The sequence below is a fragment of the Vibrio sp. 10N.286.48.F5 genome, from assembly GCF_041469785.1.
GTDB classification, from domain to species: Bacteria; Pseudomonadota; Gammaproteobacteria; order Enterobacterales; family Vibrionaceae; genus Vibrio; species Vibrio crassostreae_C.
In genome coordinates, this window is sequence record NZ_JBFRLG010000031.1 from 189,945 (window position 1) to 211,542 (window position 21,598).

Here is a 21,598-nt window from a genome sequence, read left to right on the forward strand (position 1 = left end):
ACTGCCCTTTTTTATTAGAATGCTAAATAAAGCAGAGCAAAGACAGGGAATGCAGCCGTTAAGCTATCTATTCTATCTAGTATACCACCATGACCAGGAATCAGATTACTGCTGTCTTTCACCCCAGAAACACGCTTAAACATGCTTTCAACAAGGTCACCTAGAACAGAAATAACAACGGTCACAAGGGTAATAACAATCATGTGAAGTGGGCTTGTGAATTGGATATCAAACAAATCAGCAAAGATCCAAGCCACGATCACCGCAGTAATAATGCCACCGATAAGACCTTCAATCGTCTTATTAGGGCTTACCGCTGGTGCCATTTTACGCTTACCAAAACTCTTTCCTGAAAAGTATGCGCCGCTATCTGCAGCCCAAACAAGCAAGCAAACAAACATCACCAGTTTAGCACCGTGGTAAGGATCAGCATCGATACCGTTAGCACGCAGGATAACCACACTCCAGAAGAATGGCAGCAGAGTCAGCACACCAAAGGCGTGACGAAGAAGAGAAGAGTCTTTCCATGCAGGCATAGACTTAGGATAAGTCACCGCCATGCCACTCGCGATTACCCACCAAATCGAGCCAATCGTTAGAATGGCGTAGTGAGCAGTAGACAAGTTATTAAGGCTAAATGCATCAAAAGGGATAAAAGAAAAACTTGCAGCACTAACCACAACCGTTGGAATCAACGCTAAATAACGCGATTTGCTTTCCACAAACTGAGTCCACTCCCAAAAACCCAATAGCGAGATTACCGCTAGTGAAAGAATAAATGTAGGAAGTGATAACTCGAAAATACCTAGAATAACTAGGGGAGCTAAAATCAACGCCGTAATAATTCGTTGTTTCAAACCAAAAAATCCTTATTAACTGTCCATCAAAGCTTTAATTTGCTCACCGGTGCATCCAAAACGACGCTCACGGTTAACAAACCAAGTCACAGCTTCTACTAAGCTGTCTTCATTAAAGTCTGGCCAGAATTGTTCAGTGAAATACATTTCGGCGTAAGCCAACTGCCAAAGCATAAAATTACTAATGCGGCATTCGCCACTGGTACGGATAAGTAGATCAACCTCAGGAATATCTGCCATCGTCAGGTGCTGTGTAATCATAGCTTCATCAATGTCATCTACATTAATATCGCCAGACTTTACCTGTTGAGCAATAGAGGTCATTGCTTGCTGAATATCCCACTTACCGCCGTAGTTAGCTGCAATATTAATAACCATACCCGTATTGGTGCTAGTCAAAGCTTCCGCTTCTTCTATCTTCTTTTGTAGTCGATCATTGAAACGACTTTTATCACCAATAACACGAAGTTGTAGATTATTTTTATGAAGCTTTTTAACTTCACTCGACAGCACTGAAATAAACAGTTCCATCAAGATACCGACTTCTTCTTCAGGACGACGCCAGTTTTCGCTACTAAATGCAAAAAGAGTAACGGCTTTAATGCCAAGTCTGGCTGCAGAAGAGATAGTTTTACGAACGGCTTGAACACCGTTTTTATGGCCAAAGACGCGAGGCTTGCCCTGAGCTTTTGCCCAGCGACCATTACCATCCATAATGATAGCAATGTGTTTAGGAAGAGAGTCTGTGAACGCTTGAGAATTATGCATAAAAGAGTGAATCAAATTCTAATAGTCGAACAGAGTAGCATAAAAAAACGCTGCACCGTGAGTACAGCGTTTTTCCGGAAAGAAAAGAATATGGAAAATTAAACTTCCATCAACTCTTTTTCTTTAACAGCTAGAACTTCGTCTACGTTCTTAACCGCAGCGTCAGTTAGCTTTTGAATTTCGTCTTGTGCTTTACGATCTTCATCTTCAGAGATTTCTTTATCTTTAAGAAGTGCTTTTAGATCGCCATTCGCGTCACGACGGATGTTACGGATAGCAACACGGCCACCTTCAGCTTCGCCACGAACGATTTTAACTAGGTCTTTACGACGCTCTTCCGTTAGCGGTGGAAGTGGAACACGGATAACTGTACCCGCAGACATAGGGTTTAGGCCTAGGTCAGATGTCAGGATTGCTTTTTCAACTAGAGGAGTCAGTGTTTTATCAAACACTGTAATAGCTAGTGTACGTGCATCTTCAGCGATAACGTTAGCTACTTGAGTCAAAGGCGTTGGAGCACCGTAGTACTCAACAGTAAGACCAGAAAGTAGGCTCGGGTGCGCACGGCCTGTACGAATCTTTTGCAGGCTGTTTTTTAGTGCATCAACACTTTTTACCATGCGCTCTTGAGCGTCTTTTTTGATTTCGTTAATCACAATTTCACCTTGATTATGTTCTTTCTTCAAGAAAGCTTTTTATTTGGAGTGATAAGGATAAGCTTACCAAGGTACAACACCTCAGTAAGCCCGAAAAATTAGTCAGCGTCGCTGATTAATGTACCTTCAGTTTCACCCATAACCACGCGACGTAGTGCGCCTGGTTTATTCATGTTAAATACACGGATTGGCATTTTGTGATCACGTGCTAGCGTAAATGCAGCCAAGTCCATTACTTTAAGTTCTTTATCAAGAACCGTGTTGTAAGACAACGTATCATACAACTCTGCGTCTGGGTTTGCTACAGGGTCAGAAGTAAATACACCATCTACTTTTGTCGCTTTTAGAACTACGTCAGCTTCGATTTCGATACCACGTAGACATGCAGCAGAATCCGTAGTGAAGAATGGGTTACCCGTACCAGCAGAGAAGATCACAACGCGACCTTGACGTAGTTGGCTGATTGCATCTGCCCAGTTGTAGTCGTCACACACACCTTTAAGAGGGATTGCAGACATTACACGTGCGTTTACGTAAGCACGGTGAAGAGCGTCACGCATTGCAAGGCCGTTCATTACCGTTGCAAGCATACCCATGTGGTCACCAACAACGCGGTTCATGCCAGCTTCAGCAAGACCAGCACCACGGAACAAGTTACCGCCACCGATAACAACACCAACTTGAACGCCTAGTTCAACCAATTCTTTTACTTCTTGAGCCATACGATCAAGGATCGTTGGGTCAATACCAAAACCTTCTTCGCCTTGTAGCGCTTCACCGCTAAGTTTTAACAGAATACGTTGATACACTGGTTTAGGGTTCGTAGTCATGGAGTTTACCTTCCAAAGAGTTGATGATTAACAGTCATGGATAAAAACTGAAGAGCTCAGTTTGCATTCATAACAGCTAAAAGTCGGAAATAATTCATTATTCATAAAAAGACCGCAGCATTTGCCACGGTCTTTTTCAAACAATACGCTAAGGATTAACCTTTTTGTACCGCAGCAACTTCGTCAGCGAAGCTCATTTCAGCCGCTTTCTCGATGCCTTCACCAACTTCTAGACGTACGAAGTCAGATACTGAAGCGCCTTTCTCTTTCAGGATAGCGCCAACAGTTTGCTTAGGCTCCATGATGAAAGCTTGACCAGTTAGAGAGATTTCGCCCGTGAATTTCTTCATACGGCCAACAACCATTTTCTCTGCGATTTCAGCTGGTTTGCCTTCGTTCATAGCGATTTCAACTTGAACTGCTTTTTCTTTCTCAACTACGTCTGCAGGTACGTCTTCTGGGTTTAGGAACTCAGGACGTGATGCAGCAACGTGCATTGCAACGTGCTTAAGCGTTTCAGCTTCGCCTTCACCAGCAACAACAACACCGATTTTCTCGCCGTGACGGTAAGAAGCTAGTGCAACACCTTCAACGAATTGTACGCGACGGATGTTGATGTTTTCACCGATCTTAGTTACTAGTGCAATACGCGCTTCTTCAAATTTAGCTTGAAGAGCAGCGATTTCTAGACGTTCTGCTAGAGCAACTTCAGCAACTTCGTTAGCGAATGCAAGGAAACCTGCATCTTTAGCTACGAAATCAGTTTGGCAGTTAACTTCAAGAAGAGCAGCTGCGCCGTTTGCTTCTTTGATGATGATTGCGCCTTCAGCAGCAACGTTACCAGCTTTTTTAGCTGCTTTCGCTGCGCCAGATTTACGCATGTTTTCAATTGCTAGCTCGATGTCGCCTTCAGCAGCAACAAGTGCTTTTTTACATTCCATCATGCCCGCAGCTGTGCGTTCACGAAGTTCTTTAACTAGAGCTGCAGTTACAGTTGCCATTCTCTATTCCTCAGTAAATTCTAAAAAAGATAAAAAACAGGGGCCTAATTAATTGGCCCCTGATATTGACTGTATTCAGTCCGTTAAGCCACCGATTATGACCGCTTAATATGAACTAAATATGGCTCAGAGCCGCTATTATTCAGCTTCTACAAAACCGTCTTTTTCAGCAGCTACAGCAGCAACATCTTTGTTACGACCTTCTTTAACCGCGTCTGCAGCAGCGTTTAGGTAAAGCTGTACTGCACGGATTGCATCATCGTTACCTGGGATAACGAAGTCAACGCCGTCTGGGTTAGAGTTAGTATCAACTACAGCGTAAACTGGGATACCTAGGTTGTTTGCTTCTTTAACTGCGATGTGTTCGTGATCAGCATCGATTACGAATAGAGCGTCTGGAAGGCCGCCCATGTTCTTAATACCACCAAGAGATTTCTCTAGCTTCTCCATTTCACGAGTACGCATTAGAGCTTCTTTCTTAGTAAGCTTGTCGAAAGTACCGTCTTGAGCTTGCGCTTCAAGTTCTTTCAGACGCTTGATAGACTGACGAACAGTTTTGTAGTTCGTTAGCATACCGCCTAACCAGCGGTTGTTAACGTAGAACTGGTTGCTGTTGATAGCAGCTTCTTTAACAGCTTCAGATGCAGCGCGCTTAGTACCAACAAAAAGAACTTTACCTTTCTTCTCGCCAACTTTAGCAATTTCAGCTAGAGCGTCGTTGAACATTGGTACAGTTTTTTCTAGGTTGATGATATGTACTTTGTTACGAGCACCAAAGATGAATGGCTTCATTTTTGGGTTCCAGTAACGAGTTTGGTGACCGAAGTGAACACCAGCTTTAAGCATATCGCGCATTGATACAGTTGCCATTTTAAAATCCTCTATGGGGTTAGGCCTCCACATCCCCCATGAATCCGACCCCTAACAACTAACCACTTTTCAGCCGTTATCTATGTTGTTGAGGCACCCCGGAACATGTGTCGGAATGTGTGTGATTTAAAGAAATAAGTTAGTGGACACAAAGCTTGTTTCGCCAAGTGGAGAAAACAGTCCTGATGTCCGGCGCGCTTTATACCATATTTTGTCTATCTATGGCTAGAAAAAATTCTAAAAATGGCGACTGCTATACTGAACCGTGGCGGCGAATTTCCTCTGTAAAATAGTGTCCTATTCAAATCACGCTGCACCATTAAACCGAACATTATCCACTCAGATTGAGCAGTATCCACCAATATTGTACGGACATGGTAATGTTGCGCTAAAATGCTGCACTGATAGAATAGCCCAATATGCACACTTAGGTGCTACCAAATTAAGAGATATGCAATGGCTGTAAAAATTAAAACTGCTGAAGAAATCGAAAAAATGCGCGTTGCCGGCAAACTGGCCGCTGAAATTCTAGAGATGATTGAACCTCACATCCAAGTAGGTACAACGACAGAAGAACTGAACAAAATCTGTCACGAGTACGCTCTAGAAAGAGGCGCATACTCAGCACCACTTGATTACCACGGTTTCCCTAAGTCAATCTGTACGTCTATCAACCACATCGTGTGTCACGGCATTCCAGCATCACAAGATGAGACAGGTAGCACAGGTCAATTCAAACCTGCAGTATTGAAAGATGGCGATATTCTAAACGTTGATATAACTGTGATTGTTCCTGATGATGAAAATGCAGACCTAAGCGTTCGTCCACAAGGTTACCACGGTGACACATCTAAGATGTTCCTTGTTGGTGAGGTTTCACCGGCAAACAAGCGTCTATGTATGGTTGCTCAAGAAGCACTTTACGAAGGCATGCGCCAAGTTAAGCCAGGTGTTCAACTTGGTCAAATCGGTACTGCTATCGAGAAGTACATCAAAACAAACAACAAGAACAACCCACGCGCTAAGTTCTCTATTGTTAAAGATTACTGTGGTCACGGCATTGGTTCTGAATTCCACGAAGATCCACAAGTAGTTCACTACAAGAACAGCGATCGCACCGTGCTAAAAGCAGGCATGTGCTTCACTATCGAGCCAATGATCAACGCGGGTAAGTTTGGCTGTCGTCTTGATGACGAAGATAGCTGGACAGTATACACAGCAGACAGCAAGAACTCGGCTCAATGGGAGCACACTCTGGTTGTAACTGATACTGGTTGTGAAGTACTAACACTGCGCAGCGATGATACAATCCCACGTATCATGAAGAACGCTTAGTTCACCGAACTGAGCGCATCAGCCTTTTAAAAATATCCTCGCATTGTCGAGGATATTTTTTATCCACTCAATTTCGATTTTCCACCAGCTTCTGTTAAATTGTTTACTATTCTCATTTGCTTGCACGGATAGCAGACTATGCCTTATCAATGCCCTCTTACGTTCAATGACGAACAAATTGAAATCTGCGAATTAAAAAATCAGCTCGAGATCTTCACGCAGTATCAAAAAAATGAATTTCTGAACCACCATCCCGTCACCGATTTGGTTCTACTGCGCTCCGAATACATGGATTTACTTCTCAATCGTTTGTGGGAAAATTTCGGATTCAACAAACCGCCTCATATTTCACTTGTCGCAGTGGGTGGTTATGGTCGTGGCGAACTGCATCCTTTGTCTGACATTGATATTCTCATTGTCTCGCAAAAAACACTACCACCAGCTCTTGGTGAAAAGGTCAGTCAATTCATTACTCTACTTTGGGATTTAAAGCTCGAAGTTGGCCATGCTGTGCGAACTATTACTGAGTGTCTCGATATCGGCACCGATGATTTAACCGTCGCGACCAACCTACAAGAGTCGCGATTGTTATGTGGTAGTGAAGACACTTTCCAAGAACTAAAACTGAAGATTCATTCCGATTCATTTTGGCCAAGTGAGACGTTTTACAAAGCCAAGATTCAAGAACAGAGAGAGCGTCATGCTCGCTACCACGACACCACCTATAATTTAGAACCGGACATCAAATCGACTCCGGGAGGGCTCAGAGACATCCATACCCTGAGCTGGGTTGCGCGTCGCCACTTCGGCGCGACCTCTTTGTTAGAGATGAGCAAATACGGCTTTCTGACCGATGCTGAATATCGTGAGCTCGTTGAGTGCCAAGATTTTTTATGGCGTGTTCGCTTTGCATTGCATATTGAACTGCGCCGTTACGACAACCGTTTAACGTTCGCGCATCAAGCTCAAGTCGCTGAACATCTGGGTTATACGGGTGAAGGAAACCGTGGTGTTGAGATGATGATGAAAGAGTTCTACCGAACCCTTCGTCGTGTTGCTGAACTGAATAAGATGCTGCTTAAGCTGTTCGATCAAGCGATCATCAATGGCGGTCAAACCCAAGACGCTGAAATTCTCGATAGTGATTTCCAACGTCGAGGTTCGTTGATCGAAGCGCGCAAGCCTGCCCTATTCCAAGCAAGACCAGAAACCATTCTCGATATGTTCATCCATATCGCCAATGACTCGACTATCGAAGGGGTAAGTCCACCAACATTGCGACAACTGCGTACGGCACGCCGTCGATTGAACCGATTCCTGCATACCATTCCTGAAGCTCGTGACAAGTTCATGGATCTAGTTCGCCACCCTAATGCCCTGCACAAAGCCTTTAGCTTAATGCACAAATTGGGCGTGCTCTCTGCGTACTTACCGCAGTGGAGCCAGATCGTTGGTCAGATGCAGTTTGACCTATTCCATGTTTACACCGTGGATGAGCACAGTATCCGCCTGCTCAAGCACATCAACCGCTTTGGTCAAATCGAAAACCACGATAAGCACCCTATCTGCTGTGAAGTCTATCCTCGAGTACAGAAGAAAGAGTTGCTGATCCTTGCCGCTATCTTCCATGACATCGGCAAAGGCCGCGGCGGAGACCACTCTGAGATAGGTGCGGTTGAGGCTTACTCTTTCTGTATTGAACACGGGCTATCGAAGCCTGAAGCCAAACAAGTCGCGTGGTTGGTACAAAATCACCTATTGATGTCAGTAACGGCTCAACGTCGTGATATCTACGACCCAGATGTGATCACCGAATTCGCCAAAAAAGTGCGTGATGAAGAATCACTCGAGCTACTGGTTTGTTTAACCGTTGCCGATATCTGTGCGACTAACCCTGAGCTATGGAACAGTTGGAAACGAACCCTGTTAGCTGAGCTGTTCCACTCAACGCAGCGAGCACTGCGCCGCGGCTTGGAAAACCCTGTCGATGTCAGAGACCGTATTCGTCACAACCAACAAATGGCATCAGCACTGCTGCGTAAAGAAGGCTTCACCGCTCGTGAGATTGAAGTGTTGTGGCAACGCTTTAAGGCCGATTATTTCTTGCGTCACACACATAAACAAATCGCTTGGCACTGTGAGCACTTACTTCGCCTAGAAGACCCAAGCCAACCGTTAGTGCTGATCAGTAAGAAAGCGACGCGCGGTGGCACAGAAGTGTTCGTTTATTGTAAAGACCAAGCAGCACTGTTTGCGACCGTGGTTGCCGAACTCGACAGACGTAACTTTAACGTTCATGACGCGCAGGTCATGGTTAGCAAAGATGGTCATGTTTTGGATACCTTTATCGTACTAGACCAGCACGGCGAAGCGATTGATGAAGCAAGACACAAAGCCGTTGCTAAACATCTGACTCATGTATTGACTGATGGCCGCCCGACTAAGATTAAGACGCGTCGCACGCCACGTAACTTGCAACACTTTAAGGTCAAAACCTTAGTTGAGTTCCTACCAACCAAGAGCAAGAAACGTACCTTGATGGAGTTAAGAGCTCTTGATACGCCGGGGTTATTGGCTCAAGTCGGTGCAACCTTTGCGGAGCTAGACATCAACTTGCACGGTGCCAAAATCACCACCATAGGTGAGCGAGCAGAGGATCTGTTTATTCTGACCAGTGAAGCGGGAGGAAGGCTGTCTGAAGAACAAGAACAGGCACTAAGAGAACGATTAACCGAGCACGTTTCTGAACTCGCACCTTAGAAAGCGAATTCAGTCTAAAAACAGGTTTAATAACCAAATAAGTGTGGGCAAAGATAGAGAGCGATCTTGCCCACAACTTACAATCAATTCACAGATATCAACTATCTAGCTCGTCGTTAGGCTGCTACATTGATCAAGTCAATTACATAAAAGTATTACATTCATAACCTAGAGGTCGCTTATGTATCCAAACCTCACTGGCTTAGGTATCCACGAACCTAAACAGATTGAACGTTACTCCCTTCGCCAAGAAGCGCACAAAGATATCCTGAAGATTTACTTTCGTAAGCAGAAAGGGGAACTGTTCGCGAAAAGCGTTAAATTTAAGTACCCACGACAAGTAAAAAGTGTGCTTGTTAGCGGTGGCAATAATCAATACAAAGAAGTGACAGAGATTAACCGCAACCTCACTCTTGTGATTGATGAACTCAACAAAATCACCAAACCGACGCCAACGGCTGAGGTGGATGTGAAGCAGAAGATCCTTACCGACTTACGCCATCTAGAGAAAGTGGTATCAAGCAAGATCGCTGAGATCGAAGCTGATCTAGAAAAGCTAAAATGATCCCGCGACTAACTATTACTGTTAACTAACCAACATTAGTTATGCCGTTAAGGTTATACAGATACAAAAAGGGCTGATATCACTATCAGCCCTTTGTTTTTTATTCTATTTTCTCTATTCACTTAGACTGGAGATTGCCTAAACACGCGAGACTTACTTAGACAAGCAAGTTTGAGCATCGATTAAGTTAGTATCCCACTCAAAGGTTTCAAACAACCTTAGCCAAGTTTCATCAAGGTTGGCCTTCATCACCAACTCTTCTTTTGTGAAAGGATGGATAAAGCGAAGCTCAGAAGCGTGCAACAACAAACGATGCGAATCTAAATCATCACGGAACAGTCGATTGTGCTTACCATCACCATGTGAAGTATCACCGACAATCGGATGTCTTAGATGAGCCATGTGACGACGCAGCTGATGTTTGCGACCTGTCTTTGGCATCATCTCAACCAAGCAGTAGCGGCTCGTAGGAAAGCGTCCTGTTGAATATGGCACTTCTACTTTTGCTAGCGGTTCATAGACTGTCACTGCCTCTTGCGCTTCTTTGTCTTCTTTCGCGAACTTATCTGCGATCTTATCCAGCTCAACCTTAAGTGCATAATCGAGCGTATCGCCCTCTTCTATCCAACCACGGACAATCGCATGATAGGTTTTTTGCATCTCATGATTAGCGAACATTGGCATCACCTGTGAAGCAACCTCACTCGACAACGCAAACACCAACACACCCGATGTCGGTCTGTCTAAGCGGTGTAATGGAAATACATGCTGACCAATTTGATCGCGCAATGTCTGCATAACAAATTGCGTTTCGTGTTTATCCAACCATGAACGATGCACTAGCATGCCAGCGGGCTTATTCACCGCGACAAAGTACTCATCTTGATAAATGATCTCTAACATTACGCGCATACCTCATCAATGCTCAGAATCGTCACTAGCAATTCCGCTTTCTCTGCCTCATTTTTCCACACTTCACCAAAATAAGGATGAATAGCAAAGCCTTTAGGTAGGCTCATTTGTGCATCCATCATTGCGTTGATCTTAACGATGAAGATCCACTGCAACCACTCTTCAGGTTGTAGCGAATCAATAGCAAAAGGTTCAACGCTCGCCAGAGCTTCATCCGAAGGCGGAAGAACACTCCATAGAGAACATTGGCGCATTTGTTGTTCTAATTGTTGAAGTAAAAGAGGTAACTTTGTGGCTGCTGTCATTTTTCACCAAGTTATTTATCTAGTGACCTTGAAATTGGGGCATAGAGTACCATCTATTTAGGAAAGAAAGTTAGGAGCTTTATTACTATGGAAACGATTCACACGCTCACTCAGTTGCTAAAGAATAGCGGTTGCCAATACGATATCTACGACCTCGGTCGCCGTATCCAGAAGATCGACAACACCCTATTCTCTGATGTTGAGCAGGGGAAACAGCCATACCCGTTTCCACTTCAAAAACAAGCTCACTTAGCGATTAGCTACTGGAACGAACACAAGCAGCCTTGGATCTGGTTCCTAAAATTCAAACTGGACGAAAGAGGCCTATTACATCAAGGTGATGTCGGCAATTTCCTTAAGTTTGTTATCGAAGCGATGGGCACACGTTTGAACGGTGAGATCAGCGAAGAGCAACAACAAAAGCTGTCAAACAACCCATATACCTTCAAGCCTTCAGAAGACAAAATGGCCGTGTTCCATAGCCAAGTAAGAGCAGGTTTAGACCTTGCAACGAGCCAATACTACGAACACGCTCAACACTACTTCACAGGCGATCTAGGCTGGGACAACTGGAAAACCGTTGGCCTACAAGGCATCACTGATATGTGTGCTCGTTTAGGCAGCCAACAAAATGGTGTCGCGATTCGCAAAGCATTGAATAAGCTGCCTTCAGAACCTCTATACGCGACTCTCGGGGCGCTTGAGCATACGCAAATCAATGACAAGCTCGCTCAACGCTTACAAGAAATGGCAGAGAATGAGATTAACAGTCAAGAGCCAGATCTGTTCTTACTGTCAGCACTGGTACGTGCCCTTTCTGGCGCAGAGCAAAGCACAACCAACGCCGTAATTAACCAAGTTCTGGCTAGCCCGCGCTTAAGCCACCAAGAAGTATTGATTGGTTTGGCTGGTCGCAGCTGGCACGCACTGCAAGATCCTGCGATTGCTGAGCAGTTCTTGCTGCGTCTCGCACAAACGGGCAACCAAAACTTGTTCAATCAGTTATTTGCAGATTTAGTGATGATTCCGACACTGAGAATGGTATTTTTACCATTATTGAACTCGAACCCATCACCAGAACTCGCCAATGCACTTGTAGAATTACAACAAGCGGCTAAGTCGCAATAGATACCAGACAGAACAGCTCAGTAGCTCATAACAAAAAGCTCAAATCACGAACGGAATAGAGAGATAAAAGGAAGTATGGATTAAATGATAGATAACTTATTGGCTATTTTGATGCTGTGCTTCTTTTGCTTTCTGTTTTGGCAACAGCGCAGGCAATCCGAGCTTGCGAAAGCTGCCATTGCGAGAAAATGTAAAGAGCTCGACTTACAGCTATTAAGTGTTGCCTTTAGTGGTCATAAACTTAAGATGCGCCATGAGCTCACCACCATTTGGCGCTGGCACACCGTGTATCAATTTGAGTTTTCAGCGTTAGGTGATGACCTGTACCAAGGGAAACTGACCATGGTGGGCTTCCGTTCTATGCGGTTTGAGCTACAGCCTCATAGAATGTAACGTCGCAATACGCGGTATAACTATATTCATGATAAGGGCCAAACTGATCTTGTTTGGTCTCTTTAAATGCAAAGCCTAACTTTTCAAGTAACTTAATTGATGGGTTATGACCAACATTAACGGTCGCGACAACATTCGTTAGGTGTTCTTCAAAACAAACCAAACTAAAGAAAGGTTTTAGCACTTCACTAGCAAGGCCTTGATTCCAAAACTCCTTGTCCAGAATAAATCCCAGTTCATGCTTCCCTTCTTCAGACGAAACAAACAAATGCCCGAGGTATTCGCGGGTTTGGTTGTGGATAATGGCTCGGCAAAAACCAACGTTGTCGTTCAGTATTTCTTGAAATAGGTGTTTTGCAGAGGCAATAGAATGCGGCCCGTTCATTTCAGCACGATTGATGGGGCAGCAATTCAACTTGATAAAGTCATGTTCTAACTGCTCGGTATAAGGTACCAACAGCGTTCTTGAGGTTGCTATCGTCATAAAACACTCCTTGTGTTGACCATTAGCAGAAAAGCAGATGTCGCGTGCTTAGATAAAAGCTCCTGAATTAAAGAGAGCCCCTAGATAGAGAAAAAGCCTTAGGAAAAGAAAAGCCCCGACACCGAAGTGTCAGGGCTAGGGTCTTACTCGCAGCAGTCCGGCTACTAATTAATGCTCCATGCATCATCCATAATAGTGGCTGTAATCCTTCAGCTCTTTCCTTTACTTCGCCGTCCTAGCGGTGTCCAATCATCCTGAAAGCTAACAATCCTAGTTAGCGCACATCACTTGTTCCGTGAGCGGTGTCCTTTACATCGTCCTGATGCTAATCCAACCCTTTAATCCTAAAGGTGTCCATTGTCATTCCGTTGCAGCTAACTTCCTGTTAACTGGCTGTATCCCTACAATGTCCTTACGCTCCATGCTTGACTACTCAATCCTAAGTAACCAAATCTTCATCCTGAAGATAACCAAATCCTTGGTGCTTTCCTGTTCCGTGTCAGAATCCTTCCGACAAGGTTTAATTTACGCGATTTAGGATTTCGGACAATAGATTTGCATCACATTTTGAATTCAAGAAAGTTGTTAATTATATAAAACAATTAAAATTCAACACCTTAACCATGTGCACATCAATCTCTCTAGCGATGTATTCGTGTTATCTCACAACCTTTGTAAGAGATCTCTCACAAGCCATGGGCGGTTTTATGATTCGCTATCATTCACCAGAGCGAGTAAAATGACTAAAGACTAAAAATGGAGATCAACATGCTGACAAAAGATGTTTCTGAAGAGTTGAAATCAGTGCTTGAAGGACTGCAAGCGCAAGGGAAAGAGCCGACAGTTGCTTTAGTTAAGGCTCGTATGAGCACATCCGTTCCGATGCCCGCTTTAATCACGACCATCAAGAGCTGGAAAAGCGCAAATCGTGTTCCTAAAGTTGAAGTCGCGACACAAGAAGAGCCAGCACTTGATCGTGTTAGCCAACTGGAAAAGCAAATCCTTGAACTCACTGCTCGCGTTGCCATGCTTGAAGCTAAACTAACTGATCAATAAGGCAACTGAGCAATAAGTTGACCGATAAATAAGCTAACAGAGAAATAGAACACTATGAAGATATGGGTTGATGCGGACGCTTGTCCAAAGGTTATCCGAGAAACAATCGTACGCGCAGCTGAGCGCACAGGGGTTGAATGTACCTTTGTGGCAAACCATCTGGTTCCCGTTCCTAAACGCAATAACATTCACTCAATTCAAGTGCCAAGCGGGTTTGATATTGCTGATGATGAAATCGTAAAGCGCACTGAACCCGGCGATCTTGTGATTACATCCGATATCCCTCTGGCTGACGAAGTGATCACTAAAGGTGGGCAAGCACTCAGCTCTCGTGGTGAGCTTTACACCAAAGAGACCATTAAAGCGCGTCTGAACATTCGTGACTTTATGGATACCATGCGCTCAAGTGGCATCCAAACGGGTGGACCAAGTGCCCTTTCTCAAACCGACCGTCGTGAGTTTGCCAACCACTTAGATAGAATTCTAGCCAAACGCTAGCTGGCTCATCCGAGCTTAACCTAGTTCTATCTCTCCATAAAAAATCAAAAAACCTGCAAACAATGCAGGTTTTTTTAATATCAATTAGAAGAAGGTTTCCCCTACTCTACAACTAAGGCGTGTAGTACGTTGCAGCGCCTGGACCTACTGGTAGACCGAATACGAATACCCATAGGTAGAACAAGATGCTCCAACCAAACATGAATACCATTGAGTAAGGCAACATTGTCGCGATCAGTGTACCGATACCTAGGTTCTTCATGTAGCGAGTTGCTACGGCAAGGATAAGACCGAAGTAGCTCATCATTGGTGTAATGATGTTGGTTGTTGAATCACCGATACGGTAAGCCGCTTGAATCGTTTCAGGTGCGTAACCTACTAACATTAGCATTGGAACGAAGATTGGCGCTGTTACTGCCCACTGAGCAGAAGCCGAACCGATCATCAGGTTAATGAAGCCACACATTAGGATGAATGCGAAGAACAACATTGGACCCGTTAGGCCGATATCCTGTAGGAAAGTAGCACCTGCAACTGCGAATACTTGACCGAAGTTAGTCCACTTGAAGAAAGCAACAAACTGAGCAGCGAAGAACACAAGTACGATGTACATGCCCATTGAAGACATAGACTTAGACATTGCATTGATTACATCACGGTCTGTTTTCATTGTGCCGGTAACTTTACCGTAAACAAAACCAGGAACTGCGAAGAATACGAAGATGAACGCTACGATACTTTTCAGGAATGGAGAACCTGAAACCGTACCTGCTGCTGAACGTAGAACACCATCAGCTGGAACAATCGTCCAAGCAAGAAGCGCTGAAACCGCTAGCACTGCGATACCCGCAAACTTAAGGCCTTTCTTCTCAACGTCTGTTAGCTTGCCCATTGAATCATTTGATAAATCTTCAGACGCTTCTTCGTCGTTGTATTTACCCAGTTTTGGTTCAACAATCTTCTCAGTTACAAATGCACCTGTAATCGCGATGAAGAAAGTAGAAACAAACATGAAGTACCAGTTTGATTCAGGACCAACGTTGTAAGTCGGGTCAATCATTTGTGCTGCTGTTGTAGTAATACCAGAAAGCAGCGGGTCAACCGTACCGATTAGAAGGTTTGCAGAGTAACCACCAGATACACCAGCAAATGCTGCCGCTAGACCTGCTAATGGGTGACGACCCAAAGAGTGGAAAAGCATTGCTGCAAGCGGGATAAGTACTACATAGCCAAGCTCTGAAGCCGTGTTAGAGATAATACCTGCGAAAACTACGGTTACCGTAACCATGCGCTTAGATGCGCCCATTACCATGCCACGCATCGCCGCAGATAATAGACCTGAGTGCTCAGCAATCGCTACACCTAGCATTGCAACAAGCACGGTACCTAATGGCGCAAAGCCAACAAAGTTTGTCACTAGATTAGTAACAATGAGCTGTAAGCCTTCAGCATTAAGTAAGCTTACAACGTAGATCATGCCGTCAGCAGCACGACCTGGAGCACCTTCTGGACGAGGGTCCATAACAGAGACTTCAAAATATCCAGCGATACCTGAAGTAACTAGAATAGCGACACAGAAGATTGCGAAAAGAGTGATCGGGTGGGGTAATAGGTTCCCCAAATATTCAACACCATCGAGAAAACGGGTAAAAATAGGTTTCTTTGGCGAGTTGTTTTTTATTGAAGCTGATGAACTCATCAGTTCCCTCCTTGTAGTGATTCCTATGCAATTGTGACAAAAATGTTCAAATTGCCAGCGAAGGGTACGCGACAAAATTATCAATTAGAAATTCAAAATGTTACAAAATGTGTAGAAGACGACGATTTTTAACTCTATTTGAACAATTAATTAGCAAATAAATCTACATTAAATACAAAATCTAGATTTATAATTCACAATTACACATTCACTACAAATATAAGTGATAGTATAACCCATTGATTCACTTGAAAATAAAACACACCATACGATAAGTTAATACACAATATCCTGTCAGGTTCTTCTCGAGGGAAAAGAAAAACAGACAAATGAATGAAGTTTGACTTTCCCCTCGTTTTTACACTCGCGTCACATCAATTTGACTGACTAATTCTGAACCGCTTTGAATCTCGGATTGGTTTTGCAGATAACATAATGACGACCTCTGCGCTTTACTATCTGGCAATCAGGATGGCGGCTTTTCGCGCTTTTAAGTGATTTCACAACTTTCATTCTATTTCGCTCCCTTACCTAATTGACCAAAACGACGAGTGAAGTTCGCAACGCGTCCCTCTTTATGTAGCACTCGTTGTTTGCCCGTATAGAAAGGATGCGACTTTGGCGACACCTCAATCGTGAAGTAAGGGCAAATATTGCCGACTTCCCATTCGATAGTACGGTCTGTTTTTAGCGTTGAGCCGATTAAGAAGTACTCATCGACACTGGTGTCATGAAAAACCACGGGACGGTAATCTGGATGGATATTCGGTTTCATTGTATTCCCCTTAAATAACCAACTTGATATGTTATAACACTACAAGTGACAATTGTTATCAAAAGAAAAACAAGCGATTTTATGATATTTTTCCGTCTTAATCGTAATCAGAGAACACCCAACTATGTACACAATTGAACCTGTTGGCTTTATTGAGTCTCCTTATAAAGAGAAGTTCGCTGTGCCAAGGCAGCCCAGGTTGGTACCCACATCCACCTCAAGAGTCAGATTGGTTGATGCAGCAAACTGCCTTGAGTCTGTTCGTGATATAGAGCAATTTAGCCATGTTTGGTTGTTGTTTCTGTTCGATAAGAACCTTGAAGCGGGCTGGAAACCAACTGTGAGGCCGCCTCGACTTGGCGGCAATGAACGTATCGGTGTTTTCGCATCACGTGCGACATTCAGACCGAATGGGATTGGTATGTCCGCGGTTGAGCTCAAAGGTGTCTATCAAGAAAAAGGACAAACTTGGTTGGACTTGGGCAGCGTCGATCTCGTTGACGGTACGCCTATCATCGACATCAAACCTTATATCTCCTACTCGGATTCAATTCCCGATGCACTAGGAGGGTTTGCCGCCGATGAACCTGAAGTGTTAGATGTGAACTTCTCTCAGCAAGCCCAAAGTAAGCTGTCTGGTCACCCGCAGGCACGCCATATCATTCAAGTGATCAAAGAAGTGCTTGGTCAAGATCCGCGACCTGCCTATAAAAAAGGCAAGCCTGACAACAAGGAATATGCGGTAAATTTGTTCAATCTTAACGTGAAATTCGTGGTTGAAACGCTTTTCATCAATGTAACTGACATTGAACGCTTTTGAGATCCCAAATAGGCTGATATTATATGCGGCTATATCAGATTTGCTGTGGTTACGAACGACAGCAAGTTTTCTTTTATCAATGATGAAACGGATACCATAGAATGCGTACCAGTAACTACCTTCTTTCTACTCTGAAAGAGACTCCAAACGACGCAGAAGTTATCAGCCACCAGCTGATGCTACGTGCAGGTATGATCCGTAAGCTAGCTTCAGGTTTATATACTTGGCTACCTACTGGTCTACGTGTACTGCGTAAAGTCGAAAATATCGTTCGCCAAGAGATCGATAATGCAGGTGCCGTTGAAATCTTGATGCCCGTAGTTCAACCGTTTGAGCTTTGGGAAGAGACTGGCCGTTCTGAAAAGATGGGGCCTGAGCTACTTCGTTTCACAGACCGTCACTCTCGTCCGTTTGTTCTTAGCCCAACAGCTGAAGAAGTAGTAACGAGCCTAGTACGTAACGAGATCAGCTCTTACAAACAGCTACCTCTAAATCTGTACCAAATCCAGACTAAATTCCGTGATGAGCGCCGCCCTCGTTTTGGCGTAATGCGTGCACGTGAATTCTCTATGATGGATGCGTACAGCTTTGATATCGATAAAGAAGGCTTAGAAAAGTCTTACCAAGCGATGCACGATGCTTACTGTAAAGCATTCGACCGCATGGGCCTTGAGTATCGTCCAGTATTGGCAGACTCTGGCGCAATCGGCGGCAGCGGCTCTCAAGAGTTCCACGTTCTTGCTGAAAGCGGCGAAGACCTAATCGCATTCTCAACTGAGTCAGATTACGCAGCAAACATCGAAAAAGCAGAAGCACTTGCTCCTACTGAAGATGCTGCAGCACCAACTCAAGAGATGGAACTGGTTGATACACCAAACGCGAAAACTATCGCAGAATTGGTAGAGCAACACGGTCTAGCAATCGAGAAGACAGTTAAGACTCTATTCGTTAAAGCTTCTGATGAAGTAGAAGCAGATATTATTGCTCTGATCATCCGTGGTGACCACGAGCTTAACGAAGTGAAAGCAGAGAACCTTCCACAAGTTGCTGCTCCGCTAGAGATGGCTTCTGAAGAAGAAATCCGCGCACTTGTTGGTGCAGGTCCAGGTTCACTTGGCCCTGTTGGCCTAGAGCTACCATTCATCGTTGACCGCTCTGTTGCTGTAATGAGCGACTTTGGCGCTGGCGCAAACGTAGACGGTAAGCACTACTTCGGTATTAACTGGGGTCGTGATGTTGAGCTTGCTCAAATTGAAGATCTACGTAACGTAGTTGAAGGCGACCTAAGCCCATGTGGTCAAGGTACAATCCAACTTAAGCGCGGTATCGAAGTTGGTCACATCTTCCAACTGGGTAATACTTACTCTAAAGCAATGAACTGTAACGTGCTTGGTCCTGACGGCAAGAGCGTAATCCTAGAAATGGGTTGTTACGGTATCGGTGTTTCACGTGTTGTTGCATCTGCTATCGAGCAAAACCACGATAAATTCGGTATCACTTGGCCAGACGCACTAGCACCGTTCCAAGTTGCTATCGTACCAATGAACATGCACAAATCTGAGCGCGTTAAAGAAGCAGCTGAGAAGCTATACGCTGAATTAACAGCTATGGGTATCGAAGTTCTATTCGATGACCGTAAAGAGCGCCCAGGTGTTATGTTTAAAGATATCGAGCTAGTGGGTATTCCTCACACTATCGTTATCGGTGATCGCAGCATGGACGAAGGTAACTTCGAATACAAAAACCGTCGTACTGGTGATAAAGAAGCTATCGCAATGGACACGGTTATCGAGCACCTTAAAGCTCAACTAGCTTAGTAATCCGATTACTCACTAGATAAATATTGAAAGGCTACCATCAGGTGGCCTTTTTTATGCCTATTTTTTCCCTTCAAAGTCCCTTCTATTTATCAGTAGAGTAAATAACGTAAGTTAATCCCCTGTTCATCTTCAAATCCGTATATTGGTGTCATCAACTTTTTGGACATGCTCACCATTGGAGGTATCGATGGATATCAAAAGCTTACTTAACCAAGCACTTAAGTCAGATCTCGTTAAACAAGGCACTCAGAAACTTTCACAAGGGTCTTCAAGTTTAAGTGACCTTTCTCAAGGCAACAATGGCAAGAGTAGCAGTAAAAGTACACTCGGAGCCTTCGGTGCAGGCGCTGTTGGTGGCGGGCTATTAGGTGCATTAATGGGTTCTAATAAAACCAAGAAAATGGGTAAGAAAGCCGCAGGTATTGGTGGCGCAGCAGCTCTGGGCGCTCTCGCTTACAAGGTCTACAACGACTACCAATCTAAACAAGGCCAAACACCGAATGCCGAGCAAGCTAAATTTGATGAGAACGACTCAAACCATAGCGTACTGATTCTCAGATCAATGATTGCCGCATCCAAAGCCGATGGCCATGTCGATGAAGAAGAGATGGCTAAGATTGAACAAGCCGTCGAGAACATGGGTGCCGATTATCAACTGACTAAATTGGTGTCTGAAGAGTTGCACAAACCACTCGATCCAAGTGAAATCGCTCAACTCGCGACATCACCGCAACAAGCCAGCGAAATCTACTTAGCCTCTTTGATCGTAGCCGACGAACAGAACTTCATGGAAAAGGCGTACCTCAAAGAGTTAGCCAAACAACTCAACCTTGCTGATGAAGTGACTTATCAACTTGAACAGCAAATATCTGGTTAAGCGGTCAATATCCGGCTAATTGGCAAGCTAGCAAGTGATACGTTGAGCATCAACAGAATGAGATATTGAGCAAGAACAAACTAACTCTGAACTTAATCAGATCCACTTTGTTTTTGCTTATCTCTATGTGTATATTGAGATCAGTTATCATTTGGTTAGGTATAAAAATGAAAGTATACGATTGTTGTGATTTGGTGCGTGAACTGTATTCTCAAATTGGCAGTGGCGACCAAGGCTATATCCCGAAAGCGATCACCTGCGCGGTAAAAACATTGAATGACCTTGCTGCAGACGAATCTCTTCCTAAAGAAGCGCGTGAGCGTGCAGCCTTTGCCGCTGCAAACCTGCTGATCTCAGATTTCGAGGACTAATATGAACCTCGCTAATTTTGAAAAAATGGATCCTGTAATGTTGATGAGCATCGTCAACATGAAGCTACGTGACGACTTCGGCGGTGATATAGATCGAGTGGTCAACTTCTACGAGATCGACAAAGCAGCATTGATCGCTAAACTTGCGTCTGCTGGTTTTGAATTCCTTCCAGAAGCCAAACAGTTTCGATAGTCATTTAAAACAAGCTTGATTTTGAAAGGCCAACCTCAGTGTTGGTCTTTTTTATTGGTGATACGTATTGGATAAACATGCAGTTAGCCAATTATAAATTATCTGTCTACATCTATACTTTTATATCTTAGAGTCAACGAGCGCTCCTTGAACCAAAGCGTGTTGTTGTATAGGCTACCTGAAATAGCATATAAAACTCATCAATCAATCTGATGATAGCGAAGGATTAACAATGAAAAGACTCGGACTTTTGGCAGTTTTCGCAGCAACACTGACTGCAGGTTGCGCTTCAAATACACATCAAGACAACTTTCGTGAAGCCTCTTTTGAGCTGTGTAACACCGAAGTCGATATTTACTCAGTAAGCCATGATGAAAGAGTGCGTATTGTCTGCTCTGATGGCTCTAAATTCGCTCTGAAAAGCGAAGACACACTAGAAGTGATGCGTGACATCAATATCGACTACTGTGACGGCGAAGGCTTAGGCAAATTCAACGAGAGCCGTAGCTACTACTCGTTTAGATGTAAGTCAGGTACTTTACTGAGCATCAAAAAGTAAAACCGATACCAACAAACAGCAAAGGGTTGATGTGCAAACATCAGCCCTTTTTTATGGTTCATCGCG

General features: G+C 44.1%; 25 protein-coding genes. 13 read left to right on the plus strand and 12 right to left on the minus strand.

All coding sequences use genetic code 11. The annotated features are described in order from the left end of the window. Positions 1-14: 14 nt before the first annotated feature. The 6 genes from AB4185_RS17480 to rpsB form a co-directional block, all read right to left on the minus strand. Complete coding sequence (locus AB4185_RS17480; RefSeq protein ID WP_017060738.1) at positions 15-857, minus strand: phosphatidate cytidylyltransferase; 843 nt, start codon at positions 855-857, stop codon at positions 15-17. A gap of 15 nt (positions 858-872) precedes the next feature. Continuing rightward, positions 873-1,625, minus strand: coding sequence for an isoprenyl transferase (locus tag AB4185_RS17485; protein ID WP_017063364.1), 753 nt, complete (start codon positions 1,623-1,625; stop codon positions 873-875). A 98-nt stretch (positions 1,626-1,723) separates the two neighbouring features. Next, on the minus strand, positions 1,724-2,281 hold the full coding sequence (gene frr, locus AB4185_RS17490; protein WP_017060741.1) for a ribosome recycling factor: 558 nt from the start codon (positions 2,279-2,281) through the stop codon (positions 1,724-1,726). 98 nt (positions 2,282-2,379) lie between these two features. Further along, positions 2,380-3,111 (minus strand): UMP kinase, encoded by a 732-nt coding sequence (pyrH, locus tag AB4185_RS17495; protein ID WP_017060742.1) that lies wholly within the window; start codon positions 3,109-3,111, stop codon positions 2,380-2,382. Between the two features lie 155 nt (positions 3,112-3,266). Beyond that, positions 3,267-4,112 (minus strand): translation elongation factor Ts, encoded by an 846-nt coding sequence (tsf, locus tag AB4185_RS17500; RefSeq protein ID WP_010436487.1) that lies wholly within the window; start codon positions 4,110-4,112, stop codon positions 3,267-3,269. A 138-nt stretch (positions 4,113-4,250) separates the two neighbouring features. Continuing rightward, entirely contained in the window at positions 4,251-4,982 is a 732-nt protein-coding gene (gene rpsB, locus AB4185_RS17505) for a 30S ribosomal protein S2 (RefSeq protein ID WP_009847420.1), read from the minus strand. A gap of 456 nt (positions 4,983-5,438) precedes the next feature. Here rpsB and map point away from each other — a divergent pair, with 456 nt between their 5' ends. The 3 genes from map (at position 5,439) to AB4185_RS17520 (ending at position 9,642) form a co-directional block, all read left to right on the plus strand. After that, on the plus strand, positions 5,439-6,317 hold the full coding sequence (gene map / locus AB4185_RS17510; protein WP_065583997.1) for a type I methionyl aminopeptidase: 879 nt from the start codon (positions 5,439-5,441) through the stop codon (positions 6,315-6,317). Between the two features lie 138 nt (positions 6,318-6,455). Beyond that, positions 6,456-9,077: a bifunctional uridylyltransferase/uridylyl-removing protein GlnD gene (glnD, locus tag AB4185_RS17515; RefSeq protein WP_372135705.1), complete on the plus strand. Its 2,622-nt coding sequence runs from the start codon at positions 6,456-6,458 to the stop codon at positions 9,075-9,077. A 181-nt stretch (positions 9,078-9,258) separates the two neighbouring features. Next, on the plus strand, positions 9,259-9,642 hold the full coding sequence (locus tag AB4185_RS17520) for a DUF3461 family protein (RefSeq protein WP_004734354.1): 384 nt from the start codon (positions 9,259-9,261) through the stop codon (positions 9,640-9,642). Positions 9,643-9,795: 153 nt separating this feature from the next. On the opposite strand, the gene truC is transcribed toward AB4185_RS17520, so the two are convergent. Beyond that, positions 9,796-10,545, minus strand: coding sequence for a tRNA pseudouridine(65) synthase TruC (gene truC / locus AB4185_RS17525; RefSeq protein WP_017060745.1), 750 nt, complete (start codon positions 10,543-10,545; stop codon positions 9,796-9,798). Then, positions 10,545-10,859 carry a YqcC family protein gene (locus AB4185_RS17530; RefSeq protein WP_017072007.1) on the minus strand — a complete coding sequence of 105 codons (315 nt, stop codon included), beginning with the start codon at positions 10,857-10,859 and terminating at the stop codon, positions 10,545-10,547. The genes truC and AB4185_RS17530 overlap by 1 nt, the downstream gene beginning before the upstream one ends. Positions 10,860-10,946: 87 nt before the next feature. Here AB4185_RS17530 and AB4185_RS17535 point away from each other — a divergent pair, with 87 nt between their 5' ends. Then, a complete protein-coding gene (locus AB4185_RS17535; RefSeq protein WP_017060747.1) occupies positions 10,947-11,987 on the plus strand; it encodes a DUF3549 family protein in 1,041 nt (346 codons plus the stop codon). An 84-nt stretch (positions 11,988-12,071) separates the two neighbouring features. Next, entirely contained in the window at positions 12,072-12,380 is a 309-nt protein-coding gene (locus AB4185_RS17540) for a DUF3301 domain-containing protein (RefSeq protein WP_017060748.1), read from the plus strand. On the opposite strand, the gene AB4185_RS17545 is transcribed toward AB4185_RS17540, so the two are convergent. After that, complete coding sequence (locus AB4185_RS17545; RefSeq protein WP_017060749.1) at positions 12,346-12,864, minus strand: GNAT family N-acetyltransferase; 519 nt, start codon at positions 12,862-12,864, stop codon at positions 12,346-12,348. The genes AB4185_RS17540 and AB4185_RS17545 overlap by 35 nt on opposite strands. Before the next feature lie 768 nt (positions 12,865-13,632). On the opposite strand from AB4185_RS17545, the gene AB4185_RS17550 reads away from it, so the two are divergent. Continuing rightward, entirely contained in the window at positions 13,633-13,920 is a 288-nt protein-coding gene (locus tag AB4185_RS17550; RefSeq protein WP_017069390.1) for a hypothetical protein, read from the plus strand. Between the two features lie 54 nt (positions 13,921-13,974). After that, positions 13,975-14,418 carry a YaiI/YqxD family protein gene (locus AB4185_RS17555; protein ID WP_017063355.1) on the plus strand — a complete coding sequence of 148 codons (444 nt, stop codon included), beginning with the start codon at positions 13,975-13,977 and terminating at the stop codon, positions 14,416-14,418. Positions 14,419-14,530: 112 nt separating this feature from the next. Here the strand turns inward: AB4185_RS17555 and AB4185_RS17560 are convergent, their stop codons facing one another. From AB4185_RS17560 to AB4185_RS17570, 3 genes are all read right to left on the minus strand, one after another. Beyond that, positions 14,531-16,117 (minus strand): AbgT family transporter, encoded by a 1,587-nt coding sequence (locus AB4185_RS17560; protein WP_372135706.1) that lies wholly within the window; start codon positions 16,115-16,117, stop codon positions 14,531-14,533. A 387-nt stretch (positions 16,118-16,504) separates the two neighbouring features. Next, positions 16,505-16,630, minus strand: a complete 126-nt coding sequence (ykgO, locus tag AB4185_RS17565) for a type B 50S ribosomal protein L36 (protein WP_083190210.1) — start codon at positions 16,628-16,630, stop codon at positions 16,505-16,507. A 1-nt stretch (position 16,631) separates the two neighbouring features. Further along, entirely contained in the window at positions 16,632-16,892 is a 261-nt protein-coding gene (locus AB4185_RS17570; protein WP_102333428.1) for a type B 50S ribosomal protein L31, read from the minus strand. Between the two features lie 124 nt (positions 16,893-17,016). Here AB4185_RS17570 and tsaA point away from each other — a divergent pair, with 124 nt between their 5' ends. The 6 genes from tsaA to AB4185_RS17600 all read left to right on the plus strand — a co-directional run bounded on the left by tsaA (position 17,017) and on the right by AB4185_RS17600 (position 21,532). Beyond that, entirely contained in the window at positions 17,017-17,712 is a 696-nt protein-coding gene (gene tsaA / locus AB4185_RS17575) for a tRNA (N6-threonylcarbamoyladenosine(37)-N6)-methyltransferase TrmO (protein ID WP_102333427.1), read from the plus strand. A gap of 101 nt (positions 17,713-17,813) precedes the next feature. After that, positions 17,814-19,529 (plus strand): proline--tRNA ligase, encoded by a 1,716-nt coding sequence (locus AB4185_RS17580; RefSeq protein ID WP_102333426.1) that lies wholly within the window; start codon positions 17,814-17,816, stop codon positions 19,527-19,529. A 190-nt stretch (positions 19,530-19,719) separates the two neighbouring features. Next, positions 19,720-20,409, plus strand: a complete 690-nt coding sequence (locus AB4185_RS17585) for a tellurite resistance TerB family protein (protein WP_102333904.1) — start codon at positions 19,720-19,722, stop codon at positions 20,407-20,409. A 167-nt stretch (positions 20,410-20,576) separates the two neighbouring features. Then, the gene (locus tag AB4185_RS17590) at positions 20,577-20,780 is read left to right on the plus strand and encodes a YaeP family protein (protein ID WP_008222923.1); all 204 of its coding nucleotides are present in this window, start codon (positions 20,577-20,579) and stop codon (positions 20,778-20,780) included. A 1-nt stretch (position 20,781) separates the two neighbouring features. Then, entirely contained in the window at positions 20,782-20,973 is a 192-nt protein-coding gene (locus tag AB4185_RS17595) for a DUF4250 domain-containing protein (RefSeq protein ID WP_029235125.1), read from the plus strand. Between the two features lie 232 nt (positions 20,974-21,205). Further along, positions 21,206-21,532, plus strand: coding sequence for a hypothetical protein (locus tag AB4185_RS17600; protein WP_102333905.1), 327 nt, complete (start codon positions 21,206-21,208; stop codon positions 21,530-21,532). Positions 21,533-21,598: the final 66 nt, after the last annotated feature.